This is a genomic window from Mucilaginibacter aquaedulcis (assembly GCF_030409325.1).
In the GTDB taxonomy this organism is placed as follows: Bacteria; Bacteroidota; Bacteroidia; order Sphingobacteriales; family Sphingobacteriaceae; genus Mucilaginibacter; species Mucilaginibacter aquaedulcis.
Map to the genome: position 1 here is coordinate 335343 of NZ_JAUFPR010000004.1, position 25186 is coordinate 360528.

The following is a 25186-nucleotide window of genomic DNA, read 5'->3' on the forward strand; positions in this document are numbered from 1 at the left end:
AAATAAAACGGATGGCAAAAAAATAACTCTCTCTTCTCAACAAAAAACCCGGTGTGCGCTAACACTCCGGGCTATGTAAAAAATTAATAGCTAATACCCTACGCTTGGGGAAGCATGTATTAACTAATTAACAAACACAAATTTATGATAAATTTTGACAGAAAATCTGTAATGCCTCCGTGTGCGTGGCAAAAAACGATTAAAATTATGAAGCTTGTTACCGTTTTACTCTTTGTAAGTGTAATGCATATACATGCTGCGGTTTACTCACAAAATGTTTACAACTTTAATGTAAACAATGTCTCGGTTAAGCAAATGTTTAAGCAGATAGAAAAAAACAGCAAATTCACTGTTTTTTACAGGCTTGACCAAGTAAACGTAGATAAAAAGATCAATGTAGAGCTGCAGGATGCCACCATTGAAACGGTGATGAAAAATATACTCCAAAATCAGCAGCTCACCTTCCAGGTGGTTGATGATATCATTGTAGTAAAACCAGCCGATGGTGTTTTGATTGCCACACTTACCGTGACCGGCGCAATTAAAGACGCAAAAGGTACACCCCTGCCAGGCGTAAGTGTAAAACTGGTTGGCAGCTCATTAGGTACAACAACTGATGTTAACGGAAAGTACAGCCTTACCCTTCCGGATGGTAATGGTACACTTGAATTTTCCTTTTTAGGGTTTACATCGCAAAGAGTAGCCGTTAACGGCAAAACAAATATCAACGTAACCTTACTCGAAGAAGCCAAAGGCTTAAATGAAGTAGTTGTTGTTGGTTACTCCTCACAAAAGAAGAAGGATTTGACAGGCGCTATATCTGTAGTTGATGTGCAGGCCCTGAACAAACAGGCCTCTGGCTCTGTTAACAGCCAGTTACAAGGCCAGGCCTCTGGTGTTACCGTTATAGGATCGGGCCAGCCAGGCGCCGAGCCTCAGGTACGCATCCGTGGTTTTAACTCGTTCGGCAATAATGATCCGCTGTATGTTGTTGATGGTATCCCTACTCAGGATATCAGCACCCTTAACCCAAATGATATTGAAAACTTCCAGATATTAAAGGATGCCAGCTCGGCTTCTATATATGGTGCCCGTGCATCAAACGGTGTAATTATTATCACTACCAAAAAGGGTAAAGGCAAAGTAACTATACAATATGATGCTTATTATGGCCGTCAGGTACCTAAAGGAGGCAATGTATGGCACACCCTAAATCCGCAGGAAACTGCCGATCTGAAACACCTTGCCTTGGTTAACTCTGGCGTTACCGATTTTCAGGATGATCAATATAACCCCAGTGGTGATGGCTCAACATTTACCCTGCCTGATTATATTTCACCGTCTGGTGCAAAAAATGGCGACCCATCTACCGATCCTGCTTTATATTATGTAAATCCATTTTATACCAACTCTGATGATTATAACAGCTTTTACCGCATAACAAAAGCCAACAAAGCCGGAACAGACTGGTATCATGAAATATTTAAAACTGCTCCTATAACCAGCCATAATCTGGCTGTAAGCTCCGGCAACGAGCAAGGCAACTACTTATTTTCATTAAATTACTTTAATCAACGCGGTACCCTGATCAATACATACGAAAAAAGGTATACCATCCGCGCTAACAGCCAACACAATTTTAACAAAAACATACGCATTGGTGAAAATTTGGCCTATTCAGTTGTAGACAACCCTCAGGTTGGTTTTAATAATGGCGACGCGGTAATAGCACATGCTTTCAGGGAAATGCCTATTATTCCTGTTTACGATATCAAAGGCAACTATGGCGGCGACAATGGCTCCGGTCTTGGCGATTCATTTAACCCGGTAGCTATACAACAACGCACAAGAAACAACAAATCACTGGCTTACCGTTTATTCGGAAATGCTTTTGCCGAAGTTGATTTCCTACACGATTTCACCATCCGCACCAGTTTTGGCGGCGAAACCGCATCAGGCGCATCTCATAGCTTTCAATATCCGCAATATGAAAACGTAGAAAACTCACAAACCAACCAGTATAACGAAGATTCGTACAGCAACTGGAACTGGACATGGACCAATACTTTAGCTTATCATAAAACTCTTGGCAAGCATGACATTAAGGTTTTGGTTGGTTCCGAATCGAACCAAAGCTACACCAGCAACCTGGGTGGCGCAAGGCAAGGCTATTTCAGTTTCGATCCTAACTACACCGACTTGAGCACCGGCGACGTAGGCAGCGCAAGTAATTACAGCTATCGCGGCGAATCGTCACTGTTCTCTTTATTTGCAAGGGCCGATTATATCTTCAACGATAAGTACCTGTTCAATGCTACGATCCGCCGTGATGGTGCATCCAACTTTTCTGCAGTACATCAATATGGCTGGTTCCCGGCTTTCAGTGCAGGCTGGAGAATATCACAGGAAAGCTTCCTGAAAGGCGCCACATGGCTTACCGATTTGAAAATACGTGGTGGCTACGGCATTATGGGCAACCAACTTAACGTAACCTCATCAAACAGGTTTGATGCATTTAGCAGCGCCGTAGGGCAATCATACTACGCTTTAAACGGCGGTAACAGCGTTGTGGCTGGTTTCTATCAATCGCAAATCGGAAACCCTAACGCCAAATGGGAAAAAGATGCCAATACCAACATAGGTTTTGATGCATCCCTATTTAATAGCGCTATAACCATTACTGCCGATTACTATCGTAAAGATATCCGCGACCTGTTATACAATCCTGAAGTTTTAGGAACCATCGGCAACGGTACTGTACCTTATGTAAACATTGCAAAAATGAAAACTGATGGTGTGGATCTTACCATCGCCTCTAACTTTAAAGTAAATCAGGTAGGATTCAACGCATCATTTAACTTAACCACATTCAGCAATAAAATAACCAAGGTATCAAATGATGCCAACTATTTTGACAGCGACAACACCAGGGGTTTTGATGTTGGCTTTGTACGCAACCAGGTAGGCCATTCATATGGTGAGTTTTATGGCTATAAAGTAACCGGGTTCTGGAATTCTCAACAGGAGATAGATGCAGCTAATGCCAAAGTACAACAGGCTTCAGGCGATCCTAACTCTACCTACCAAACAGACGTAGCCGTGGGCCGTTTCAAATATGCCGATGTTAATGGCGATGGCAAGATCACCGATGCCGACAGAACTTTTATCGGCAACCCTAACCCTAAATTCTCAACAGGTTTAAACCTGGGTGTTAACTATGCCGGTTTTGATTTTAACGTATTGCTTTATGGTGTTTTTGGCAACAAGATATGGAACAACGTAAAACGCTGGAGAGATTTCTACTCTTCATTTGTAACCGCCAAAAGCCAAACCGCTCTTTACGATTCATGGACACCAACACACCAGAATGCAAAAGCGCCAATTCAGGAAATCAATTCATCATTTAGCAGTAACGCACAGCCAAACTCTTACTTTGTTGAAAACGGTGCCTACGTACGCGCCCGTAATGCTCAGTTAGGTTATACATTTTCGCCAAACGGTCTTAAAAAGTTAGGTATTCAAAAACTAAGGGTATACGTGTCCGGAACCAACTTGTTTACCATTACCGGATATTCTGGTGTAGATCCGGAACTGCAGGGACAGCCTGACAGCCAGGGACACACCACCTTTGGAATTGACGAAGGTACCTATGCAAGTCCGCGTACTTTTTTATTAGGTGTTAATCTAACATTATAATTAACCATTAAGCACGATTACAATGAGAGCAAAAATATATATCACCCTAAGCATGGCGCTTGCCATAGCTATAAGTTCATGTAAAAAATCATTGGATAAGCCCTTGTTGGGCGCCTTAGAAACTCCCCTTCTGGAAACAAAGGATGGCGTTAACGGCCTGCTGATAGGCACTTATGCTGCCTTGGACGGCATGGCAGGCACATCGGCCATTGGCGGGGGGAATCCCTGGGAAACCTCGCCTGACAACTGGGTTTTAGGTGGAGTGGCTGCAGGTGATGCCAACAAAGGCAGTATAGCGGGCGACGTATCTGAAATTGAGCCCATAATGCAGTTTTACAGCGACCCAACCAACGTTTTTTACAATAGTAAATGGAAGGCCGACTACGAGGGTATTTCAAGAGCAAATACTACTATAAAGGTAGCGGCTAAAGTAACGGGCTTAACCGACGATGAAAAGGCAAACATTACTGGCCAGGCTCGTTTTTTAAGAGGACACTATTATTTTGATCTGAGAAAGATCTTTAAAAGCGTGCCTTATATTGACGAAACCACAACCAATTTTAATCAGCCAAACAATACTGATGTGTGGGCAAAAATTGAAGCTGATTTTGATTTTGCCTACCAAAACCTTCCTGGTACCCAAACAAGTGTAGGCATGGCCAATAAATGGGCGGCAGGCGCATACCTGGCTAAAACCTATTTGTACGAACAAAAATACACCGAAGCAAAAACCGTGTTTGATGCTGTAATTTTAAACGGCCTTACCTCAAACGGCCTTAAATATGCTTTGAATGCTAAGTTTGATGACAATTTTACACCAGAAACCGAAAATTCATCAGAAGCAGTATTTGCCATACAAATGGCTGCCAATGTTGACCCTGATGGCCCAACCAATGGCAACAATGGCGATATGCTGAACTTTCCATACGGTACCAACAGCCCGTTTCCTTGCTGCGGTTTTTATCAGCCATCGGCAGATCTGGTAAACCACTTCCGTACAGATGCTACCGGCTTACCTTATCTTGATGATTTTAACAGTCACCCTATAAAAAATGATATGCATATATCATCGTCAACCGCATTTACGCCTGATGCAGGAAACATTGATCCGCGTTTGGATTGGACAGCTGGTCGCCGTGGAATACCTTACCTTGACTGGGGCGTACACCCTGGCGATTCATGGGTGCGTGACCAAAGTTATGCAGGCCCGTATTCGCCAATTAAAAATGTGTACTGGAATGCCACACAAGATGTTGATGGCGATCAGCACTCCTGGGCACCAGGGTCGGCCATTAACTACAATGTGATCCGCTTTGCCGATGTATTACTAATGGCAGCCGAAGTTGAGGCGCAGTTAGGCAACCTGGCAAAGGCTCAAACTTATGTAAACATGGTGCGTAACAGGGCTGCTAACCCTGCGGGTTGGGTTCATACTTACAAAGACCCTAAAAATCCAACAGGAGGCTTTACCAATACCCCGGCTGCCAATTACAAGGTTAGCCCATACCCAGGTGGTGCATTTTCAAGCCAGGCATTCGCTTTAAAGGCCATATACTTTGAGCGCAAAATTGAGCTGGCCATGGAAGGTCACCGCTTTTTTGATCTTGTTAGGTGGGGTACTGCCGAAACCGAGCTTAACGCTTATTTCAAATACCAAAACACCGTTACCACCGACCTGAGAAGCGGTAAATATGTAAAAGGGAAAAATGATTATTTCCCAATACCGCAAAGGCAAATTGACTTGAGCGCAAGCGGCGGCAGCCCTGTGCTTAAACAAAATGCAGGGTACTAAATAAATTTTATCAAAAACATACCGGAACCAAGCGTTTCGGTATGTTTTTCAGTAGCTTTTTGCTTATCACGCTCCTGTTTTAAGCCGATCAAAACCAAACAAACCAATTTATGAACAAATCATCAACACGATTTTTATCGTTGGATGTATTTCGTGGCATGACTATATGTTTCATGATCATTGTAAATACTCCCGGCAGCGGGGCGGCTGCCTTTTCGCCATTGGAGCATGCGGCCTGGCATGGCTTTACCCCTACCGATCTGGTATTTCCATCGTTTTTATTTGCGGTAGGTAATGCCATGAGCTTTTCTATGAAAAAATATCAGGAAATGGGCAGCGGAGCCGTTATGGGTAAAATATTCAAGCGCTCGCTGCTTATTTTTTTAATAGGTTACCTCATGTACTGGTTCCCTTTCTTTAATTTCAGCGGTGGTCATATATCCTTATTACCTATTGCCAATACACGTATCATGGGAGTTTTACAGCGCATAGCTTTATGCTATTGCTTTGCATCGCTCATGATCCATTTTTTATCAAAGCAATCTGTTATCATTTTATCAGTCCTGTTCTTATTTGGTTACTGGATACTACTACAGGTTTTCGGCAACCCGGCTGATCCTTTGAGCATGACCGGTAACGCGGGAATATTTTTGGATAAATACATCCTCGGCGACAGTCACATGTACCACGGCGAGAAAATAGCTTTTGATCCTGAAGGTATCCTCAGCACTATTCCAGCCATTGTTAACGTGATTGTTGGTTACTACGCCGGCAAATTTATTCAACAAAAAGGCAAAGGCTATGATGTTATTGCCAAAATGCTGCTTACTGGCTGTTTCTTTATCTTTCTGGCTGTTTGCTGGAACATGGTATTCCCCATCAACAAAAAACTATGGACAAGTTCTTTTGTATTGGTTACAACCGGGCTTGATCTAGTAATTTTGTCGTTCCTGATATATGCACTGGAAATTAACAGCTGGAATAAATGGAACTGGACCAGATTTTTCACCATCTTGGGAAAAAACCCATTACCGCTTTATATTTTATCTGAAATTCTGGTGATCCTGTTTTATATGCTTTCTGTACACGGAACATCTTTTTACGACTGGATAAATACCTCGTTATACCAGGTAATTGCTCCGGGAGCTGTCGGATCATTATTATTTGCCATCAGTTATATGCTTATTTGCTGGCTTATTGGCTGGATACTCGACAAAAGAAAGATCTATATCAGGGTTTAAACTAATTGTGTAATAAGAAAAGCGCGGTCATTTACATGGCTGCGCTTTTTTTTGTTTAAATTCCGTCCCGGCTAAGAAAAAATAACGCTTAAATATCGCAATATTTATGCACACTGCCATATAAAAATGTAAATTTTATTAAAACAGTTAAAAAAAATTGCTTTTTTATCAAAAACACTTCATAAATTACATTTTTTAAAATAACTGATTATTAATTTCTGCTTTTTTAAATTTTATCATGGAGGAATCAGCTTATTTTGACAAATATGACCCAATTAATGGCGTTTGGGACGAAATGTATGGCACAAATAGCAATATTCGCGACCATTATCGTAAAGTAATTGAATATATCTCAAAGGAATCGGCCGATGATCTGAACAAAAAGGAAGAATTGGCCAAGAGCCTCTTCATGAGTCAGGGTATTACCTTCACTGTTTACAACAGCGGCGAGGGTATTGAAAAGATATTTCCGTTCGATATTATCCCCCGTATTATCACGGCCAGCGAATGGACATTTGTTGAGCGTGGAATTAAACAGCGGCTTACTGCCTTGAATCTTTTTCTGAAGGATATTTACCACAACCAGTTTATTGTTAAGGATGGGATAGTACCTATTGATATTATTTACTCCTGCCCGCATTTTTTGCGGGAAATGTACCAGCTTAAAGTTCCGTTTGATATTTATATACACATATCAGGTATCGATTTGATCCGTGACGAGGACGGTACCTTTTATGTGCTGGAAGATAACCTGCGTACTCCATCAGGTGTGAGTTATATGCTCGAGAACCGTGAGATCACTAAACGGCTATTCCCCGATCTGCTGCCTCAGTGCGGGGTTCGCAGCGTAACGGAGTACCCTACTATATTGTACAAAAATCTGCTGGCATTATCGCCAAGGCAAATATCAAACCCGACTATAGTGCTGCTTAGTCCGGGTATATATAACTCGGCTTATTTTGAGCACACCACCCTGGCCCGATTGATGGGTGTGGAGTTGGTTGAGGGTCGCGACCTGGTGGTTAACAATCACAAGGTATACATGAAAACCACTACCGGCCTTCAACAGGTTGATGTGATATACCGCCGTGTTGATGATGAATATCTCGACCCGCTGGTGTTTAACCCAGCAAGTATGCTGGGCGTGGCAGGTATCATGGGCGCTTATCGCAAGGGAAATGTTGCCATAGTGAACGCCATAGGTACCGGGGTTGCTGATGATAAAGCCGTTTATGTTTACGTGCCCGACATGATACGCTATTATCTTAACGAAGAACCCATCCTTAAAAACGTACCCACGCATCAATTAGGTAACACTGACGAGCGGGAGCATGTGTTTAAAAACCTCAATAAAATGGTGGTTAAAAAAACCAACGGCAGCGGTGGCTATGGTATGCTGATGGGACACGCGGCATCTGAACAGGAAATTGACGATTACAAAAAGGAGATACTAAAAGACCCGCGCAATTTCATAGCTCAGCCAACCATAAGTCTTTCGGCGGCACCTTGTTATATGCAAGGCAGCTTAAAACCCCGCCGTATTGATCTCAGGCCCTATGCCTTGTACGGCCCCGATGGTATTGAGATAGTTCCGGGCGGTTTAACCAGGGTTGCACTTAAAGAAGGCTCATTGGTAGTAAACAGTTCGCAGGGCGGCGGCAGTAAAGATACGTGGGTATTAAGCCCCCCGGCCCCCTAAAGGGGGAGCAACCGGATAAATTGAATATTTTATAATTAACAATACTTTAAATCTCCCGTATTGCCCCCTTCAGGGGGTTAGGGGCTAACAAATCAAGAAATTCCCCTTTTAGGGGGTTAGGGGGCCTAATATGTTAAGCAGGGTAGCAGCAAGTTTTTATTGGTTAAGCCGTTATATTGAGCGCAGCGATGGTATGCTGAGGATGCTCAAGATAAACTATGCCTCATCGCAGGATACCGTGCAGGAATTTACGTGGGAACCCGTGATCAGGATATTTGCGGGAGCCGAGCAGGCCGAGGCTGATAAATTACAGAACGATAGCCGGTCGGTTTTAAAATATATGGTAACGGGTAAAAACAACCCTAATTCCATATTAAACATCATTACCCTGGCGCGCGAAAATGCCCGGGGCGTACAGGAGCACATCACCAAAGATTTATGGCAATGCCTGAACGAGTACTACCATACTGTAAAAGATCCGCGTATTGAACGCTCATTGCAGCGTGAAGACCCGATAGGCATCTTGGATATTTTAATAAAACAGGTAATGCTTTACTATGGCACTGTTGAAATAACAATGGAACGGGGCGAGGGGCGTAGCTTTATGAACATTGGTAAGTACCTGGAAAGGGCCATACAGTCGGTTGATATCCTGGATACCAAATTCAGTTCGGTAAGTGATAACCCCGACCTGCTGACGGATACAACCTACTGGAAACACTTGCTGCTTTCCTTAGGTGGGTACGAGCTTTACCTGAAAACCTATCGTGAAGGTTTTGAGGCCGAAAACATCCTTGAACAGGTAGTTTTGAACAATGACTTTCCGCGTTCGGTTATTTATTCGGTAAATAATATACAGCGCTATTTCGACAGGTTAAAGAACGACTCTAATGTTGATACTTACCGGGAAATGTCGTTCCAGATTGGGCGTTTACAAAGCCGTATCAAATACAGCTCGGTACGCAGTATCCGGCAGGAAGGCCTTCACGTGTTTCTTACCCAGATCAGGAACGAACTGTATGGCGTGGGTAACTCATTGAACGAGTATTATTTTGCAAACTCATAATTTGAAATTATGCCTGAATTTAAAATACAACACATCACCAAATATACCTATGAGGGCCTGGTGCGCGACAGTGCCAACCAGATCATCCTTTTCCCGATAAAGGATGAGTACCAGGATGTAATAAAGCAGGAGCTGCACATCACCGGTAACCCTGTGGTTGATACCCATATTGATTATTACGGCAATGAGGTTGGCAGTTTCACCTACAGCGATCAGCACTCCATGTTGCTTATCAATTCAAAGGTGGATGTTATTACACGCCAGCGGCCATTACCGGTAAACGATATTTTCCCCGAACAACAATGGGAAGATCTGAAGCGCCTGCAATACATGGTGCCTTACATCGACTTTTTAAAACAGGAGTACTTTGAGGGCTTGCCCGAATTACAGGTTATTGTAGAAAAAGAACGGTTAAAAGACGATACTCCCTACCAGATAGCTTTGCGTTTTTGCAATTATGTATATCAGAATTTTGAATACATAAAAGGTGTTACCACCGTTGAAACCACGCTTGATGAGGTTTGGAAATTAAAGGCCGGTGTTTGCCAGGATTTTGCCCATATTTTAATGGTGATGCTGCGATTGTTAAAAATACCAGCTCGTTACGTTAGCGGCTATATATGCACGCACAGCAGTTCTATGCGTGGCGAGGGAGCTACCCACGCCTGGGCCGAAGCTTATATTCCTGATTATGGATGGCTGGGGATAGATCCTACCAATAACTGCATAGCCAATGAAACGCATGTGCGTTTAGCAGTAGGCAGGAATTTCCCTGATTGTTCGCCGGTAAAAGGTGTGTATAAGGGATCATCGGGCCACAAACTGGAGGTTTCTGTTACGGTTGATGATGAAAACACGTTTAGCTACGATGATAAAGTTGTACATGAGCCGTCTCCGTTGCAACCCGTAACCGAGTATCCTAAAAACAGCTACCAACGCTATATGGAAATCATTCAACAACAACAGCAGCAGCAACAGTAATTGATGTGCAGATGTGTAGATTACAGATGATTTAAGATTCTCTTATCTAACACATCTGTAATCTACACATCCGCACATTTAAAAATTAGGCTTTTTTAGCGGCAGCTACCAGTACCGGTATTGTTGGTACTTTATCGTAGGTTTTTGATATTTTGCCCGTTTTGTCATAAATGGCAATAAACGGTGTATTTTTTATCTGGTAATACCTTTGCACCAGGTAAGTATAACCTTCTGTACCAATGGTAATGTTATGATATTTGGCCAAATCATAATCATGCTGAAAAACCTGGATAGCCTTAAGTTGAGTAACAAATGTGATCATTACTATCTGTACATCCTGCAGGTTTTTTAACTGCGGTTTAAGATCGCTCATCAAATGTTGGCAATGGCCGCAATCGGGTGCAAAGTAAATGATCATTACCGGCTTGTTCTTTTTAAGATTGGCCGGGGTTACATAGGCACTATCGGTAGTTAATATATGGTAAGGAGGGATACCACTGTTAGCGCCAAGGGTTTGAGCCTCGGTACATCCCGCTGCAATGAGCAAACAAAGCAATAAATATATTTTTTTCATCGTATTGATATAGTATTTCATTTTAGCATAATTAAGTACTCTTAGCTTTCCAGCACTTCCAGCTGCCAGGCTACGTGTTCTTCAGTTACAGGGAATAACGCATTTTCCCGCACTGTATGATAAACAGCATCAAATATACCGTTATAATTACCCTTATCTGACGGCACCCATTCAACCGTTTTCTGATTATCAGCTCCCATAAGTACCAGTTTACCTTCGCTGCCTGCCGGTTCAATACCAAAACCTTCATCGGTTGGCATCATTCCGGCATCAAGCTGGGCTTCCTGTACATCGGTACGCAGCTTAACAAAGCTACCCAGTGTTCCGTGAATTACAAAGCCAGGCAGATGCTCGGCAATCAGCAAGCCTGATGTAAGGTACACATTCAGCTGATTAGGGTATTTAAGGTGAATATTAAAATAATCATCAACCTGCGATCCAGGCCTGTAAGCGCCTGTAGTTTTAACAAAACTGAGTGGCTCGCCAAATAAATAGATGGCATTATCCACCAGGTGTGCTCCAAGGTCGTAAGTAAGGCCGTTGCCCGGTGTGTCTTTTGTTTCCTTAAATACTTTTGGTCCTATCGGCATTCTGTACCTGTCAAGCCTGAAATGTACCTCTATCAGCTCGCCAAGCCTGCCGCTTTCAACAACATCCTTTACAGACAGGAAACCACTGTCGTATCTGCGGTTTTGGTAGATCATCACCTTCAGATCAAGCTTTTTACCCAGATCAAACAGCGTTTTCGCTTCTGCAGATGTTACCGCAGCAGGCTTTTCAATAAGCACATGTTTACCCGCGTTGAGTGCCTGCACGGCATAATCAAAGTGGGTATTATTAGGTGTGTTCACGATGATCAGTTCGATCTCCGCATCGTTCAGTAATTCATCTGTAGAATTATAGCTGATTACATCCGGATATTTTTTACCCGCCTTTTTTTCATGACGTTCAACCACTGCCTTGAAGGTAAAGCCCGGGTTAGTAGTTAAAAAAGGCGCATGAAATATCCTGCCCGACATTCCGTAGGCCATAAGGCCAGTTACTATAGGTTTTGATGACATAACTTAATCTTTTACCTTTCATGAGCCAAGAGCCCACAAGTGTTTTTGTTATAATATTTGCTGATAGATTAACGAGTTGCCGTATGATATTTCGGCCCGGTCTAAAATATCGTTTTATACGGGCTAATACAATAGTTTTAAAAAAGAAAAAGGGAGATGCAGCATCTCCCTTTTTCTTTTTTAAAACCGATAATAAAATATTATTTCATGCCTTTTTTAATGGCTTCAATTTCGGCCAGGTGACCTTTTATGGTAGGCAGTGTATTTGTTGCAAAAGCCTTTAATTCGGCATCCTTACAGTTTTTTGAAGCATCCTCAAACAGGGCTATTGTTTTCTTATGCCCATCTACCATGGCATCAACATAGGCTTTATCAAAATCGCTGGTTGATTTTCCAGACAGATCGGTCAATTCTTTCTGTTTATCTTCGCTTGGAGCGGCAGGCAAAGTAATATTTTTAGTTTTGGCAATAGCCATCAGTTCGTCATTCGCTTTGCTATGATCCTTTACCATCATGGCGGCAAAATCTTTAACCTTTTGATTGATTGCTTTCTGTTGAGCAATTTTACCTGCAGCAACCTCTGTAAGGCCTCCATTGGCAGCATCAGTAGCAAATTTAGCATCGCCTGCGTCAACCGCTATGCCTGTTGCACCGGTTGTAGTGGTGTCTTTAACCGCGTTTGAACTGTCGGCACTTTCCTTACTGTCGGTTTTAGCCGCGTTATTACATGCCTGGAACATCAGGGCAGATAACGCTAACATCATTATTAAACTTAACTTTTTCATAGTGCGTGTTTATATTGTTTTTATAAGAAACATATTTTACCGTAATAAGTTTCATTTTCTTATTTGTGAAATAAAACATGAGTATTTCTTATAAATAAAAAGCCGGTTATGTTAAACATAACCGGCTTTTTTAGCAAAACTATGAATGAGTTGTTATTTAAGCTTCAAAAGCGCTTCCCTAACCCGGGGAATTAGCTGCTGTATATCCTGCAATGTACTTGCACCAACCGAAGCACGGAACCAGTTCACATCATCACCGGTACCAAATGCGGAGAACGGCACCAAAGCCACTCCCGCCTCTCTGATGAGGTAGAAATTAATATCTGCAGAATCTTTTAAAACCGTTCCATCAGGTGCGGTTTTGCCTGAGTAGTCTATTTTAAGGGTGAGGTAAATAGCACCCATTGGCACAATAGAATCTACCTTAAAGCCTTCGGCCTTTAATGATTGGAAACCTTCGTGCAGGGCTGTTAAACTATCCTGAATCCTACTTTTAAACTCGCTCAGGAAAGTATCAACCGCAACATCATCCATTATAAAACTGGCCATGGCTACCTGCTCGGCCTTAGGCGACCATGCACCCATATGGCCAACAATAGCTTTCATATTATCAATGATGTTTGCAGGACCAAAACCCCAGCCTACCCTTACGCCTGTTGACGCGAAGCATTTTGAAGCGCCATCAATAAATATGGTATAATCCTTAAGCTCCGGACGTAACGTAACCGGGTCATAATGTTTGAAATCGCCAAAGGTAAGTTGTGAATAGATTTGATCGTACAGTAAATACAATGGCTTTTCGCCGGCTTGGCGAGTTTTATTTTCGGCGATAACCAGGTCGCAGATCTCTTCCAGGTCCTTTTTATTAAACATAGTGCCCGTAGGGTTTAGCGGTGAGCATAAAGCCAGCAATGCCGCTCCCTTTAAATGCGGCCGTATCTCATCTGCCGTAGGCATAAAGTTATTTTCGGCAGTGGTTTGTATCATCACAGGCTCTGCACCTAAAAGGTCAGAGTAGTGATTATTGTTCCATGATGGTGCCGGGAAAACTACTTTTTCGCCTGGATTAACCACCGCTAAAAAGGTAGAATATATCAATGGACGTGAGCCGCCCGAGATCAGTATCTGGTTTGATGAATAATCAAGATTAAAGCTTTTCTTTAAAAACTTAGATACGCTTTCCCTCAGGTTCAACATACCATCAGCTGGCGGATAATTGGTATGGTTGTGATTATATGCATCAACAATACCGGCCTTTAATCCCTCGGGGATTGGATAAATATTAGAGTCAAAATCGCCAATGGTTAAGTTGGCAATGTTTTGTCCCTGCCTTTTCAGTTCGTTAACCTCACCGGCTATCTTAATAATTTCAGAGCCGCTCAAATTTTGAGCTAATACAGAAATACTCATATCAATATATTTTATGAGCGGCAAATATAAGGTAATTGGATAAAAGACTGTTAGAGTTTGGGACTTTTGGATTTAGGGACTGTAGGATTGTGGGACTACGTGACTTTGGGATTGAGAGCGGCATAAAAAACAAAAGCGAATCCGTTACCGGATTCGCTTTCAAATATTTTAAAAACTCCTTTGTCTATTGTCCTAAAGTCCTATCGTCACATAGTCCAACAGTCCAAAAAAGTCCTACAAATACGCTTTACGCAGTTTGATGATGCGCATCCAGTGCATCAGTTTCATTACTGGGTAAACCGGATCAATTTCAAACCATTTGGCGCCAAAGTTGGCCCTGTTAGGGTGTTTGTGGTGATTATTCTGGAACAATTCGCCCAGCATTAAAAAATCAAACGGGGTAGTATTTTTTGATTTATCGCCATTGTCAAAGTTTGAATAACCGTATTTATGACCGCACCAGTTAACAATAGCACCATGAATTGGGCCCATTAAAAAGTGGATAGGGATAAGCAGATACATCCACCATTGTGTAGCAAACACTACGTAAAAAGCAATGTATAATATACCGAATGATATACGTGATACCATTGATGAACCTATATAATCAACCGTGCGCCATTCAGGGATATTGCCTTTAAAACGCTCTTCGGGTTCTTTTAATTTTTTAACATGTAACCTATAGCTTTTAGCTGTGTAGATCATCATCTGAAAAACATCCTTAAAAAAGTGTGGTGAATGCGGATCTTTCTCGGTATCGCTATAGGCATGGTGTTCACGGTGCATAATGGCATAAGCCCTCGGGTTCAGGAACGATGAGCCCTGGCATATGTAGGTAAGCAGGTAAAACGTGCCCTCATAAAACTTATTGGTAGTAAACATTTTGTGTGAGGCATACCTGTGCAGAAAGAACGTTTGGAAAAATAGCGACAAAAACCAGTGCGCTACAAAGAATATGATAATTACCACTGAATTGAATTAATTAGAATATGAATATGTTATTTATAATCTTTCCAAAGATACGATTAAAACCCAAATAAAGTTTCGTTACTTCAGAAAGCATATCTATTTAACGCAAAAAAAAGCCATTCTATGTTTAAGAATGACTTTTTTTGAAAAGTATATTTTCAGACGATACTACAAATCAAATTGCTGCGCCAACAGTTTATATGATTCCAGCCGGTCATTAAAATCTTCAGTAATGGTTACCGCCATGATCTCATCCACATCATAATCATCGGCCAGCCAGGTTAGTTTCAGCTTAATTTGCGATGGGGTACCTGTAATTACCCGGTAACGGTTTTGCCGGATGCGCTCCAGGTCAGATGGCGTATAAACCTTGTCTTTCACATCGGCATAGCTTAAGGGCACAATAGGCCCGCCCTTTTCAAACTGTAAAAAGCGATGATCCATCACGGCCTGGTGCTGTTTTATTTTTTCTTCATCCTCCGAGCAAAATACAAATATAGCCACGTTAACCTGCGGATCAGCCAGATCATCAGATGGCATAAAACGTTCGCGATAAAGCCTAACATTAAGCGGGCCGCCAACCGGATTTATAAAATGCGCAAAAGAAAAACCCATACCAAAATGAGCGGCAAACAATCCGCTTTGCCCGCTTGAGCTCAGCAGCCATTTATCGGGTACGGTTTTTACCTGGGGTATAGCCCTTATCCGGGCATTGATAGTGCCCGGTTCATAAGTATCATGAAAATAATTATTCAGATCGGTAAGCTGCTCCACAAAATCATCCTCCCTGAATTGATTTGAGGGGTTTAATATAGAAGCCGTAATACGATCGGTTCCCGGAGCGCGGCCCATACCCAGATCAATACGCCCGGGAAACAGGGCCTCCAGCATTCTGAAGTTTTCGGCAACTTTTAGGGTGCTGTGATTGGGCATCATGATACCACCCGAGCCAATACGCATGCGTTGTGTTTGCCCCGCCAGGTGAGCGATGAGCACCTCGGGCGTTGAGCCAGCTAAAATGCCCGTGTTATGATGTTCAGAAACCCAATAACGGGTATAACCTAACTGTTCGGTGTATTTTGCCAGCTCAATGGTTTCTTTAACGGCCTGCTCGGCAGTTGATCCCTTTCGTATCGGCGACTGGTCAAGTACACTCAACCTGATCTTTTTTGTGCTCATAGTGGTATAAACACAAATGTAATGATAGGGTTGCTGCTTGAGTTATGTCAAGCGCTTTATGGCATTGGGATTATATAGGCCCCTCTAAATCTCCCCTGAAGGGGAGACTTTTTAAAATCTATTTCCTTTTTTAAACCCTACCTACCCTTCAGGGGGAGGGTTGGATGGGGCTCTCAATCAATAAAATGATAAAGAAAAACCACATCCCCGGCAAAGGCAGGTTTTTTTTGGCCTTCAATTTCAAGTTCAATGCTCATGGTGGTTTTGGTAACACCGCGCAAATTGATCAGGTTTGATAGTTTAACTTTTAGCCTTACTTTATCATTAACCAGTACCGGCTGCGCAAAGCGCAGGTTTTCGATACCGTAATTGATCTCCATTTTCAGGTTTCGGATATCTGCAATCTGTTTCCACAAATAGGGTATCAGCGAGAGTGTTAAATAACCATGAGCTATGGTTGTTTTAAACGGGCTTTCGGTTTTAGCCTTTTCAGGATCAGTGTGAATCCACTGATGGTCAAGCGTGGCATCAGCAAATTTATTGATTTGCTCCTGGGTTATGGTATGCCATTCCGATACGCCTAACTCTTTACCTAATTGCGCCTCAAACTCGTTATAGTTATTGATAATGATCATCTGATATACTATTTATAGCTTTTAGCCGGCAAAGTAATAAAATTAATTCTTGAACTAATATTAATTTATTACTCACCCAACAGCGCCTTCAGGCTTTCAAGTGTATCTGCTTCCTCTTTAGGTTTATCGTGCCGCCAGCGCAATATACGCGGAAAACGAAGCGCGATGCCCGATTTATGCCGGGTTGATTTATTGATTCCTTCAAAACCAATTTCAAATACAAGCTCGGGTTTCACGGTGCGCACTGGACCGAATTTTTCTAAGGTATTACGTTTGATAAAGTAATCAACCTTATTTATTTCCGCATCTGTTAAGCCCGAATAGGCTTTGGCGAAAGGTACCAGTTTATCACCATCCCATACGGCAAAAGTGTAGTCGGTGTAAAGATCGGCGCGGCGGCCGTGACCCTTTTGCGCGTATATCATTACCGCGTCAACCGATAGCGGATCAATCTTCCATTTCCACCAATCGCCTCTGCGGCGGCCTACCTGGTATGTCGCGCTTTTGCGTTTCAGCATGATGCCTTCGGCTATCATAGCGCGCGATTGCTCCCTGAGGCTCCCTAATTCATCCCAGGTGTTAAATGTTATTAGCGCCGAGATCCGGAATATTTCCGGAAAGGGGGTAGTCGATTGAAGATTTTCTAATAATACCCGCCTCTCCGCCTGTGTTTTGTAACGGATATCTTCACCCCCAAACTCCAAACAATCGTAAGCAATCAATGCCACAGGGCTTTCTTCCAGTATCCTTCTACTCAGATTTTTTCTGCCAATACGCGTTTGCAGCACATTAAAAGGCATGGGCAAGCCATTTTGAAAACTGAGTATCTCGCCGTCTATCACAGTACCATCGGGCAGAGCATTTAAGAAAGGGTGCAGTTCTGGGAACTTTTCGGTTGCCAGGTCCTCTCCCCTGCTCCATATAAATATTTCGCCACAGCGTTTGATGAGCTGGGCGCGTATACCATCCCATTTCCATTCAGCCTGCCATTCGGCGGCTTCGCCCAAGGCAATACCCACTTCTTCGGGCGTTTTTTGCTTTTCAGATGTTTCCTGGATGGGATAGGCAAGGAAAAAAGGATATGGCCGCGATATGTTCTCGGCTGCATCTTGCTCTTCTATCAGTTGTGTATATTGGTAAGTTTCGGGCATCCAGCTCCCCATGATACGATGCGTAAGTACGGCAGGCTCCAAACCCGAGATGTCGGCCAGCGCCTTAATCACCAGGTTTTGAGATACTCCTACCCTGAAACTTCCGGTAAGTAGCTTGTTAAATACAAAGCGTTCCTGGCTATCCAGCATGGCCCATGACTGCTGAAGCCACAGTTTTTTGTCGGCCTCAGTTTTATCATTCAGATCGTTGATCTCTTCTATCCACTCGGTAAGGGTTTTGCTGCTGCTGTTGGGGCTTTCGGGCATGAGCAGGGCCATAGTTTCGGCCAGATCGCCCACAACATGGTAACTCTCCTCAAACAGCCAGGCGGGTATGTTTGACGCCTCAACTGCCCAGTTGCGCACCAAGGTTGAGTTGATCTGTCGCTTTGGCCTCCGGCCGGTAAACAGTGCCAGCATGTGCATCTTATCAGTATCAGGTACTGCCGTAAAATACTCCTTTAATACTTTAACCTTTTCATTGGTTTTATTGGTTTCATCCAAAGAGAGAAAGAGTTGGGCGAATGCTTTCATATAGCATTGCCTCCAGCGTTAGCTCCCTCTAAATCTTCCCCAAAGGAGGAAACTTTAAGAGTATCGTTATTATTTTCCTTCTCAGATAAATTAGAAGTTTGCCCTTCCGGGGGAGATTTAGAGGGGGCCTCGTCTTCCTCTTCACCACCATACAACGTATGCACCTCATGCGCATCGAAACCAATTTCACTAAGATATCTGGAGAACGTAGCAGTATAACCATGCGTTAAATAAACACTTTCGCAGCCCGTAGCATCAATGGCGCTGATGAGGCCGTTCCAATCGGCATGATCCGATAGTACAAAGCCACGATCGGCAGCACGGCGGCGCTTGGCCCCGCGAATAGCCATCCAGCCCGAGCAATAGCCAAAGCTATAAGGCTGAAACTTCCGCATCCATGGCGTGCCGACTGATGATGGAGGTGCTAAAATGATCCCTTTCCTTACTTCCTCCTTTACAGAATCCTGGGTAATGCGTTCCGTTGGGTTTAGCAATACCCCGTTACGGCGCAAGGCCTCATTCGTGTTTTCAATAACACCATGAGTATACACCTTACCATTAAACAGATCAAGGTTCTGCAGTATCCGCTGCGATTTGCCTAAGGAGTAACCCACCAGCACCGTAGCTACACCGTTGTGTAAATTAGTCCGCCACCAGTTATTTACATCCTCAAATATCTGCACCTGCGGTTTCCAGGTATAAACCGGCATACCAAACGTACATTCAGAAATAAAATGGTGACATCGCACCGGCTCAAACGGGGTTGATATACCATCATCCTCTACCTTATAATCACCAGATACCACCCAAACCTCGCCCTGGTATTCTACCCTGATCTGCGCAGAGCCGATAACATGACCAGCCGGATACAAGGAAATAGCCACTCCGTTTTTCATCACGGTTTCGCCATACTCCACGGTTTGTAACTGAATTTCTCCGAGCCGGTAAAGCAGTATTTCTTTCGAGAGGTGATGTGCCAGGTAATGCTTATGCCCCCAATAGGCATGATCGGCATGGGCATGGGTAATTACCGCGTCATGAACCGGTTTCCAGGGGTCGATATAAAACTTGCCCCGGGCACAGTAAATTCCTATGTCGGTAAATTCAAGTAGCGGTTTTTTAGCCATGTAATAGTTAAACCGCTGAAAGGCAAATTGGTTTGTCCCCTGTCCCCTAAAGGGAGAGCTTTTTGAATTGCAACATTTAATGCCTTAATTCCTCAATGATAATGGTTATAAAAAAGCCCGGCTCTAAAAGAGCCGGGCTTAAATATGTTAATCAAAAGCTCCCCCTTTAGGGGGCTGGGGGGCTTACGGTTTTACGCTCGTTAGCTTTGGCTCCAGGCTAATATAGTCGGTCATGACCTGGCCTGCTTCGCGTTTTACAAAGTCAAGGTCTTCGTTTTTAGGTTTTGCCTGTCCTTTTTTAAGGGCCGGTAAACCTAAGGCCACACGGCGCAGGTTGTTTCTCTCCAACGATTGTTTCTCGTCTGAGTCACGCTGTTTTTTCAGATCCGACTCATTAAGCGATACGCTGTCTTCAGCATCATGCTTTTTAAAATCGGCAATATCTTCCAGCATGTATTTGTAGCTGTCGCTGGTGGTCATACGCTGATCATGCAGCTTTTTAAGCTGTGGTAAAACACCTGTAAAATCGCCGGTTTTGGTGTAATCAGTTTTGGCGATGATATCAAAAGGCATAGCAGATGGCTCAGTATCTTCACCATATTTATCCAAAGGAATTAATGATGGGAAAGAAATATCCGGTGTTACACCTTTATGCTGTGTTGAGTTACCACTGATACGGTAAAACTTTGCGATGGTTAAGTTAAGCTGGCCATAAGTATTTTGGCTGCCGGTTGATACTTTTTTATTACCACCACCTGCAAGCTGGTTAATTTTATCTTTTAACGGTGAACCTAACACACGGTCAAGATCAATAGCGCTTTGAACAGAGCCTTTACCATAGGTTTGCGTACCCATGATAAGGCCGCGGCCGTAATCCTGGATAGCGCCTGAGAAAATTTCAGAGGCCGAAGCACTGAAACGGTCAACCAGGATCCCCAGCGGACCTGAATAAGCTACTGCCGGATCATCGTCTTTATCTTCCTCGATCTGGTCTTTAGTATCACGAACCTGAACCACCGGACCTGTTTTAATAAATAAGCCGGTTAATTCAATAGCTTCCATTAATGAACCGCCACCATTTTCGCGCAGATCAATGATCACACCATCAACGTTTTCACGTTTCAGGGTATCCAGTATCAGCTTAACGTCGTGCGTGGTGCTTTTATAGTTAGGGTTACCTGCTTTGTAATCATTAAAGTCGATATAAAACGCGGGTATAGCTATTACACCAATTTTAACTGTTTTGCCATTGCTGTTGTAAGTGCGGATCTCTTTTTTAGCCGACTGATCTTTTAAAATGATCTTTTCACGAACCATCTCCACAACTTTTGGCTTGCTGCCGGCGCTGGCACCAGCCGGCAATATTTCCAGTTTTACGGTGGTTCCTTTTGTACCACGTATAATGGCAATAGCATTATCAACCCTCCAGCCAACAATGTTCTGGAACTCGCCGGTTTTACCCTGAGCAACGGCTACAATACGGTCGTCTATATTAATCTGATGGCTTTTATCAGCCGGGCCACCCGCAACCACTGTTTTAATGGTCACATATTCGTTTTCAGAAAGCAGCGATGCACCAATACCTTCTACCTGGCGCGACATCTCGATGTTGAAATTGGCCGCGTTTGATGGGTTAAAGTAGTTGGTATGCGGATCTATAGCCTCTGTAAAGGCATCCATGAAATATTGGAAAACATCCTGGTTAGATAGCTTATTGGCCTGTGATATTAAATTCTGGTAACGCTTTTTCAGTGTTTCCTTGTTTTTAGCCATATCATTGTTGGCCAGCTTCAGGTTTAGCAGATCATATTTTACACGCTGAGTCCACATGGCATCCATTTCTGCCTGGGTTGCAGGCCACGGCAGCTTATCGCGGTCATAAACAAAGGTTTCCTTTTTATTGAAATCAAAGTTATTGTTAAGCTGGGCCAACGAGTAATTTACATGCTCAAGGTACCTTTTTTGAAAAACGTTAAATATGTAAAAAGCATCATTCAGGTTGCCACTTTTTAAATCGTCATCTAAAACGGTTTTATATTTTTCAAAGCTTTTAACATCAGATGCTAAAAAATAGCTGTGATTTTCATCAAGGGCTTTAATATAACGGTCAAAAATAATTGCTGATACAGAATCGTTCAGATCAACCTTTTTGTAATTATAATTTGATATTAATGATGCCACCTGCTTACAAACAACGCTTTGTTGCTCATCGGGCTGCAGATCTGTTGAACCAGGAACTTTTACAGGTTTTGACGGCGATGCCTTGCAAGCAAGGGCGGCGGCCAAAACCAATACTAAATATACTTTCTTAAACATATCTTTCACTGTTGTTAAATCGGGATTTATATAAAACATCAATACTTGTTCCTAAATATCTGAATCGTGAATGTAAATAAAAAGAGACAGTTGATGCTGTCTCTTAATTACAATAACAATAATACGATAATGTTTTGCTTGTAGTATATAACCATTAGCATTTTACGCTAATGTTACATAAAAAAGTTATTTTATGACTGGTTGAGCGTCTGTATCAGTCGTTTCCGCGTAGCGAACTTCTGTTTTCAACTTGGTTTTATTCTCTTCAAGATAGCGCATTTGCCTGTCAACAGCGGCTACATCCATGGTAAGGCCGAGCGAATTGGCTATTGCACGCGCTTCAATAAGGTCTTGTTTGGCCTGTGGGAAGTCGCCATAACCGGTTTTTACAGCCGCCAGATTGATCAGATTGGTAATGGTATGCCTTTTATCATTTTGCTGGCGCGAGATCTGTAAACTTTGCAACAGGAACCACTTGGCTTCCGAAAGGCGGTTTTGCTTCACATACATCTGCGCCAGATCACTGAAATTGTAACTGGCTGAATTGTATACCCTGAAACGCATATTGTGCTGAGCCGTTTTTATTACAGACTCCTCCATAAGCAAAAGCGCATAAGGCGTACGCACAATAGTAGCATTGGTGATCCTGGTTTTTGAAATTTGGGAAACGGGTAATTTTTTGATGGAATTATCATTCAATACGGCAAGCTGCGGAAAACGCTCATGCTTTCTGAATGGATTATACTTATACCACTGTGCAGACACAGAGAGACTAAGCGAACATAAGATTACAAGTAAAATAAATCTCATTTAATCTTTTTAACTGGGCTTAAATAAATTAATCAGTAAACAAATATAATAATATAATGCAGCTAAACAATACTTTACGTACGGTTAAGCTTAACCAGCCACTTTAACGAAGCAACCCAACCTAATGTTATAATTAATTATTTTAATTTATTCAAAAACTTCCATTTCGCCATCGTGGAGGGCCCATACCATGTATGGATGCGTATCGGCGTAATAAATATGACCGTCGGCTGATATTCCAATTGCCCCGGCAAAGCCGTTAAATGGCTTTAACTCATCCAATGTTTTATCAGTAGCCTTGGCTATGCTGAGGCCATCGGTAATGCGGGTCACAATTTTTGATGCTACAGAGCCGCTCACAATATCTTCCCCAACACCTGTGCAAGAAACAGCCGCATGCGGGTTAGCGTAGTTACCCGCTGTGGTAGCCGAATCACTCACGCGGCCGGGTATTTCAAAGCCCTTGCCTCCGGTTGAAGTGGCTGCCGCCAGATCGCCGTAAATGTCGAGCGCTACGCAGCCAACAGTGCCCAGTCTGATAGAATCACTCAGTTTTTGCTCATACTCATGGCGGCGTTGTGGCGTTTCCGGATTAAAGTAGGCAACGCCATTGTTAGTAGCAAAATCGCGGGCTCCCTGGCCGCTTAAAACACGATCATCATATGCCATCAGCTTTTCGGCTATGCAAATGGGATTTTTCACATCCTCAATGTTAATAACACCCGAAAACCGTTGAGTTTTACCATCCATCAGTGAAGCGCTCAGCCTGATCTTGCCATCGCTCTGTATCTGCGAGCCGGTGCCGGCATTAAACAATTCGCAATCTTCCAGCATACGTACAGCATACACCACTGTTTCTAAAGCGTTATGCGTTTGCAGATATTTATAACTTGCCTGTACTATTTCTGCTAAAGCATGTTGTTTGGCTTGTTTTATTTCCTGGTTGGTTTGCGATTCGCTAAAGAAACCGCCATGTATAATGATCTTCATTTTGAATAGAGTTAGGTTGATCCAAAAATGCGTTCCGTTATGCCTTACCCCCGCATGGTGTAGCTATATTTACAGGCTGCCGATCACGCACGCGGAATCCTGACATGAATCAGGATAACATATTTATTTAAACAAAGGTTTAGATTTATTATTGCAGCAAGTTGCTATTAGGGGCGTGAATAAATACGCCTTCCTCTACCTTGGTTGTTTTTTTGATGATTAAACGGTGTTGCGCAAGGTCATAAGTATCAAATATCGACATCACATGCACCTTCAGGCTATCAATGGAAACCGGCGAGCCTAATTCAACATCGTAAATATTAGTTGCTACTATATTACGCCCGTCAACCAGAATGATCAGACCAGAGCCTATGGCTTCCATCATGCTTCCTTCGCTAATCAGCAGGCCGCTATCCTCACCCAAACCTATGCCTAAAATACCTGGGTTAGTAGCTACCGCATACATTAATCGGCCAATACGGCCGCGCTGTACAAAGTGGGTATCAACAATTACAGAATCAACAAAGCCAAGGCCTGCAGTGATCTGAACCTCACCTTTAATGAGCGCCTCGTTACTTTGCCCGCGATAGATCATATGGGTTGATGCCGCAGCCGCTCCTGCCGATGTACCCGCTATTACAAAGTTCTCTTCATGATAGCGTTGTTTCAATATCTGCAAAAACTCGGTGCCGCCAAAAATTGCAGTTAGCCTCAGCTGGTCGCCGCCGCTAAACATTACAACATCTGCCTTACGGATCCTGTCAAGGTAAGCTTCGTTCCCCGCATCTTCCCTGCTTTTAATGTGCAGCACATTTACATTGGTAACGTTTAACTGGCCAAAGGCTTTGATGTACTCATCGCCCACCAGTTCCGGAATTTGCGATGCTGTGGTTATTACCTCAATCTGCGAGCCTTCATGTTTGGCCGATTCGGTAATGATGCGCTTTAAAATGCCCTGTTCAAAAAATTTAATATAATCGGGCTGCATTATGTGCTCCTGGATGGTAACATTGCTTCCCATATCCACCGCGCCGCCTATAATTATTAGCTTTCCTTTCGGGACATTCATAATTTTTTAGTTTTAGTTGATTAAATTGGCACAAGCTACGGCGGTTAAACTAAATTTAATATCATGATAATATATTAGTCACTCGCCAAATTCACTTTCGC

General features: G+C 43.0%; 19 protein-coding genes. 6 read left to right on the forward strand and 13 right to left on the reverse strand.

The window, feature by feature from the left end; genetic code table 11:
• The first annotated feature begins 207 nt into the window (after nucleotides 1-207).
• The 6 genes from QWZ01_RS19715 (at nucleotide 208) to QWZ01_RS19740 (ending at nucleotide 10475) form a co-directional block, all read left to right on the forward strand.
• Entirely contained in the window at nucleotides 208-3696 is a 3489-nt protein-coding gene (locus tag QWZ01_RS19715) for a TonB-dependent receptor (protein WP_290326320.1), read from the forward strand.
• Nucleotides 3697-3718: 22 nt separating this feature from the next.
• Nucleotides 3719-5488 carry a RagB/SusD family nutrient uptake outer membrane protein gene (locus tag QWZ01_RS19720; protein ID WP_290326321.1) on the forward strand — a complete coding sequence of 590 codons (1770 nt, stop codon included), beginning with the start codon at nucleotides 3719-3721 and terminating at the stop codon, nucleotides 5486-5488.
• Nucleotides 5489-5598: 110 nt separating this feature from the next.
• Nucleotides 5599-6729 (forward strand): acyltransferase family protein, encoded by a 1131-nt coding sequence (locus tag QWZ01_RS19725; protein WP_290326323.1) that lies wholly within the window; start codon nucleotides 5599-5601, stop codon nucleotides 6727-6729.
• A 238-nt stretch (nucleotides 6730-6967) separates the two neighbouring features.
• A complete protein-coding gene (locus QWZ01_RS19730) occupies nucleotides 6968-8428 on the forward strand; it encodes a circularly permuted type 2 ATP-grasp protein (protein WP_290326326.1) in 1461 nt (486 codons plus the stop codon).
• A 130-nt stretch (nucleotides 8429-8558) separates the two neighbouring features.
• Nucleotides 8559-9494: an alpha-E domain-containing protein gene (locus tag QWZ01_RS19735; RefSeq protein ID WP_290326327.1), complete on the forward strand. Its 936-nt coding sequence runs from the start codon at nucleotides 8559-8561 to the stop codon at nucleotides 9492-9494.
• Nucleotides 9495-9503: 9 nt separating this feature from the next.
• Nucleotides 9504-10475, forward strand: a complete 972-nt coding sequence (locus tag QWZ01_RS19740; protein ID WP_290326329.1) for a transglutaminase family protein — start codon at nucleotides 9504-9506, stop codon at nucleotides 10473-10475.
• Between the two features lie 85 nt (nucleotides 10476-10560).
• On the opposite strand, the gene QWZ01_RS19745 is transcribed toward QWZ01_RS19740, so the two are convergent.
• From QWZ01_RS19745 to QWZ01_RS19805, 13 genes are all read right to left on the reverse strand, one after another.
• Nucleotides 10561-11070 carry a TlpA family protein disulfide reductase gene (locus tag QWZ01_RS19745; RefSeq protein WP_290326331.1) on the reverse strand — a complete coding sequence of 170 codons (510 nt, stop codon included), beginning with the start codon at nucleotides 11068-11070 and terminating at the stop codon, nucleotides 10561-10563.
• A gap of 20 nt (nucleotides 11071-11090) precedes the next feature.
• The gene (locus QWZ01_RS19750) at nucleotides 11091-12110 is read right to left on the reverse strand and encodes a Gfo/Idh/MocA family protein (RefSeq protein ID WP_290326333.1); all 1020 of its coding nucleotides are present in this window, start codon (nucleotides 12108-12110) and stop codon (nucleotides 11091-11093) included.
• A 200-nt stretch (nucleotides 12111-12310) separates the two neighbouring features.
• Nucleotides 12311-12895, reverse strand: coding sequence for a DUF4142 domain-containing protein (locus QWZ01_RS19755; protein ID WP_290326335.1), 585 nt, complete (start codon nucleotides 12893-12895; stop codon nucleotides 12311-12313).
• A gap of 153 nt (nucleotides 12896-13048) precedes the next feature.
• Nucleotides 13049-14305, reverse strand: coding sequence for a pyridoxal phosphate-dependent aminotransferase (locus QWZ01_RS19760; RefSeq protein ID WP_290326337.1), 1257 nt, complete (start codon nucleotides 14303-14305; stop codon nucleotides 13049-13051).
• A 234-nt stretch (nucleotides 14306-14539) separates the two neighbouring features.
• Nucleotides 14540-15274 carry an acyl-CoA desaturase gene (locus QWZ01_RS19765; protein ID WP_290326339.1) on the reverse strand — a complete coding sequence of 245 codons (735 nt, stop codon included), beginning with the start codon at nucleotides 15272-15274 and terminating at the stop codon, nucleotides 14540-14542.
• A 168-nt stretch (nucleotides 15275-15442) separates the two neighbouring features.
• Entirely contained in the window at nucleotides 15443-16453 is a 1011-nt protein-coding gene (locus QWZ01_RS19770; protein WP_290326341.1) for an LLM class flavin-dependent oxidoreductase, read from the reverse strand.
• A 173-nt stretch (nucleotides 16454-16626) separates the two neighbouring features.
• Nucleotides 16627-17088, reverse strand: a complete 462-nt coding sequence (locus QWZ01_RS19775; RefSeq protein WP_290326343.1) for a MaoC family dehydratase — start codon at nucleotides 17086-17088, stop codon at nucleotides 16627-16629.
• A 68-nt stretch (nucleotides 17089-17156) separates the two neighbouring features.
• Nucleotides 17157-18773, reverse strand: coding sequence for an ATP-dependent DNA ligase (locus QWZ01_RS19780; protein WP_290326345.1), 1617 nt, complete (start codon nucleotides 18771-18773; stop codon nucleotides 17157-17159).
• On the reverse strand, nucleotides 18770-19900 hold the full coding sequence (locus QWZ01_RS19785) for a ligase-associated DNA damage response exonuclease (RefSeq protein WP_290326347.1): 1131 nt from the start codon (nucleotides 19898-19900) through the stop codon (nucleotides 18770-18772). The genes QWZ01_RS19780 and QWZ01_RS19785 overlap by 4 nt, the downstream gene beginning before the upstream one ends.
• Nucleotides 19901-20083: 183 nt before the next feature.
• Nucleotides 20084-22216 carry a carboxy terminal-processing peptidase gene (locus QWZ01_RS19790; RefSeq protein WP_290326349.1) on the reverse strand — a complete coding sequence of 711 codons (2133 nt, stop codon included), beginning with the start codon at nucleotides 22214-22216 and terminating at the stop codon, nucleotides 20084-20086.
• Nucleotides 22217-22402: 186 nt separating this feature from the next.
• Nucleotides 22403-23026: a tetratricopeptide repeat protein gene (locus QWZ01_RS19795; RefSeq protein ID WP_290326350.1), complete on the reverse strand. Its 624-nt coding sequence runs from the start codon at nucleotides 23024-23026 to the stop codon at nucleotides 22403-22405.
• A 147-nt stretch (nucleotides 23027-23173) separates the two neighbouring features.
• The gene (locus tag QWZ01_RS19800; protein WP_290326352.1) at nucleotides 23174-24016 is read right to left on the reverse strand and encodes an isoaspartyl peptidase/L-asparaginase; all 843 of its coding nucleotides are present in this window, start codon (nucleotides 24014-24016) and stop codon (nucleotides 23174-23176) included.
• Nucleotides 24017-24164: 148 nt separating this feature from the next.
• On the reverse strand, nucleotides 24165-25085 hold the full coding sequence (locus QWZ01_RS19805; RefSeq protein WP_290326354.1) for a cyanophycinase: 921 nt from the start codon (nucleotides 25083-25085) through the stop codon (nucleotides 24165-24167).
• Between the last annotated feature and the right edge of the window lie 101 nt (nucleotides 25086-25186).

Excerpts from the sequence above, each read along its gene's own strand:
- QWZ01_RS19720 (WP_290326321.1), top strand. The coding sequence starts at position 3,719 with ATGAGAGCAAAAATATATATCACCCTAAGCATGGCGCTTGCCATAGCT.
- QWZ01_RS19735 (WP_290326327.1), top strand. The coding sequence starts at position 8,559 with ATGTTAAGCAGGGTAGCAGCAAGTTTTTATTGGTTAAGCCGTTATATT.
- QWZ01_RS19790 (WP_290326349.1), bottom strand. The coding sequence starts at position 22,216 with ATGTTTAAGAAAGTATATTTAGTATTGGTTTTGGCCGCCGCCCTTGCT.
- QWZ01_RS19730 (WP_290326326.1), top strand. The coding sequence starts at position 6,968 with ATGGAGGAATCAGCTTATTTTGACAAATATGACCCAATTAATGGCGTT.
- QWZ01_RS19770 (WP_290326341.1), bottom strand. The coding sequence starts at position 16,453 with ATGAGCACAAAAAAGATCAGGTTGAGTGTACTTGACCAGTCGCCGATA.
- QWZ01_RS19795 (WP_290326350.1), bottom strand. The coding sequence starts at position 23,026 with ATGAGATTTATTTTACTTGTAATCTTATGTTCGCTTAGTCTCTCTGTG.
- QWZ01_RS19740 (WP_290326329.1), top strand. The coding sequence starts at position 9,504 with ATGCCTGAATTTAAAATACAACACATCACCAAATATACCTATGAGGGC.
- QWZ01_RS19775 (WP_290326343.1), bottom strand. The coding sequence starts at position 17,088 with ATGATCATTATCAATAACTATAACGAGTTTGAGGCGCAATTAGGTAAA.
- QWZ01_RS19780 (WP_290326345.1), bottom strand. The coding sequence starts at position 18,773 with ATGAAAGCATTCGCCCAACTCTTTCTCTCTTTGGATGAAACCAATAAA.
- QWZ01_RS19800 (WP_290326352.1), bottom strand. The coding sequence starts at position 24,016 with ATGAAGATCATTATACATGGCGGTTTCTTTAGCGAATCGCAAACCAAC.
- QWZ01_RS19805 (WP_290326354.1), bottom strand. The coding sequence starts at position 25,085 with ATGAATGTCCCGAAAGGAAAGCTAATAATTATAGGCGGCGCGGTGGAT.
- QWZ01_RS19755 (WP_290326335.1), bottom strand. The coding sequence starts at position 12,895 with ATGAAAAAGTTAAGTTTAATAATGATGTTAGCGTTATCTGCCCTGATG.
- QWZ01_RS19750 (WP_290326333.1), bottom strand. The coding sequence starts at position 12,110 with ATGTCATCAAAACCTATAGTAACTGGCCTTATGGCCTACGGAATGTCG.
- QWZ01_RS19760 (WP_290326337.1), bottom strand. The coding sequence starts at position 14,305 with ATGAGTATTTCTGTATTAGCTCAAAATTTGAGCGGCTCTGAAATTATT.
- QWZ01_RS19715 (WP_290326320.1), top strand. The coding sequence starts at position 208 with ATGAAGCTTGTTACCGTTTTACTCTTTGTAAGTGTAATGCATATACAT.
- QWZ01_RS19785 (WP_290326347.1), bottom strand. The coding sequence starts at position 19,900 with ATGGCTAAAAAACCGCTACTTGAATTTACCGACATAGGAATTTACTGT.
- QWZ01_RS19745 (WP_290326331.1), bottom strand. The coding sequence starts at position 11,070 with ATGAAATACTATATCAATACGATGAAAAAAATATATTTATTGCTTTGT.
- QWZ01_RS19725 (WP_290326323.1), top strand. The coding sequence starts at position 5,599 with ATGAACAAATCATCAACACGATTTTTATCGTTGGATGTATTTCGTGGC.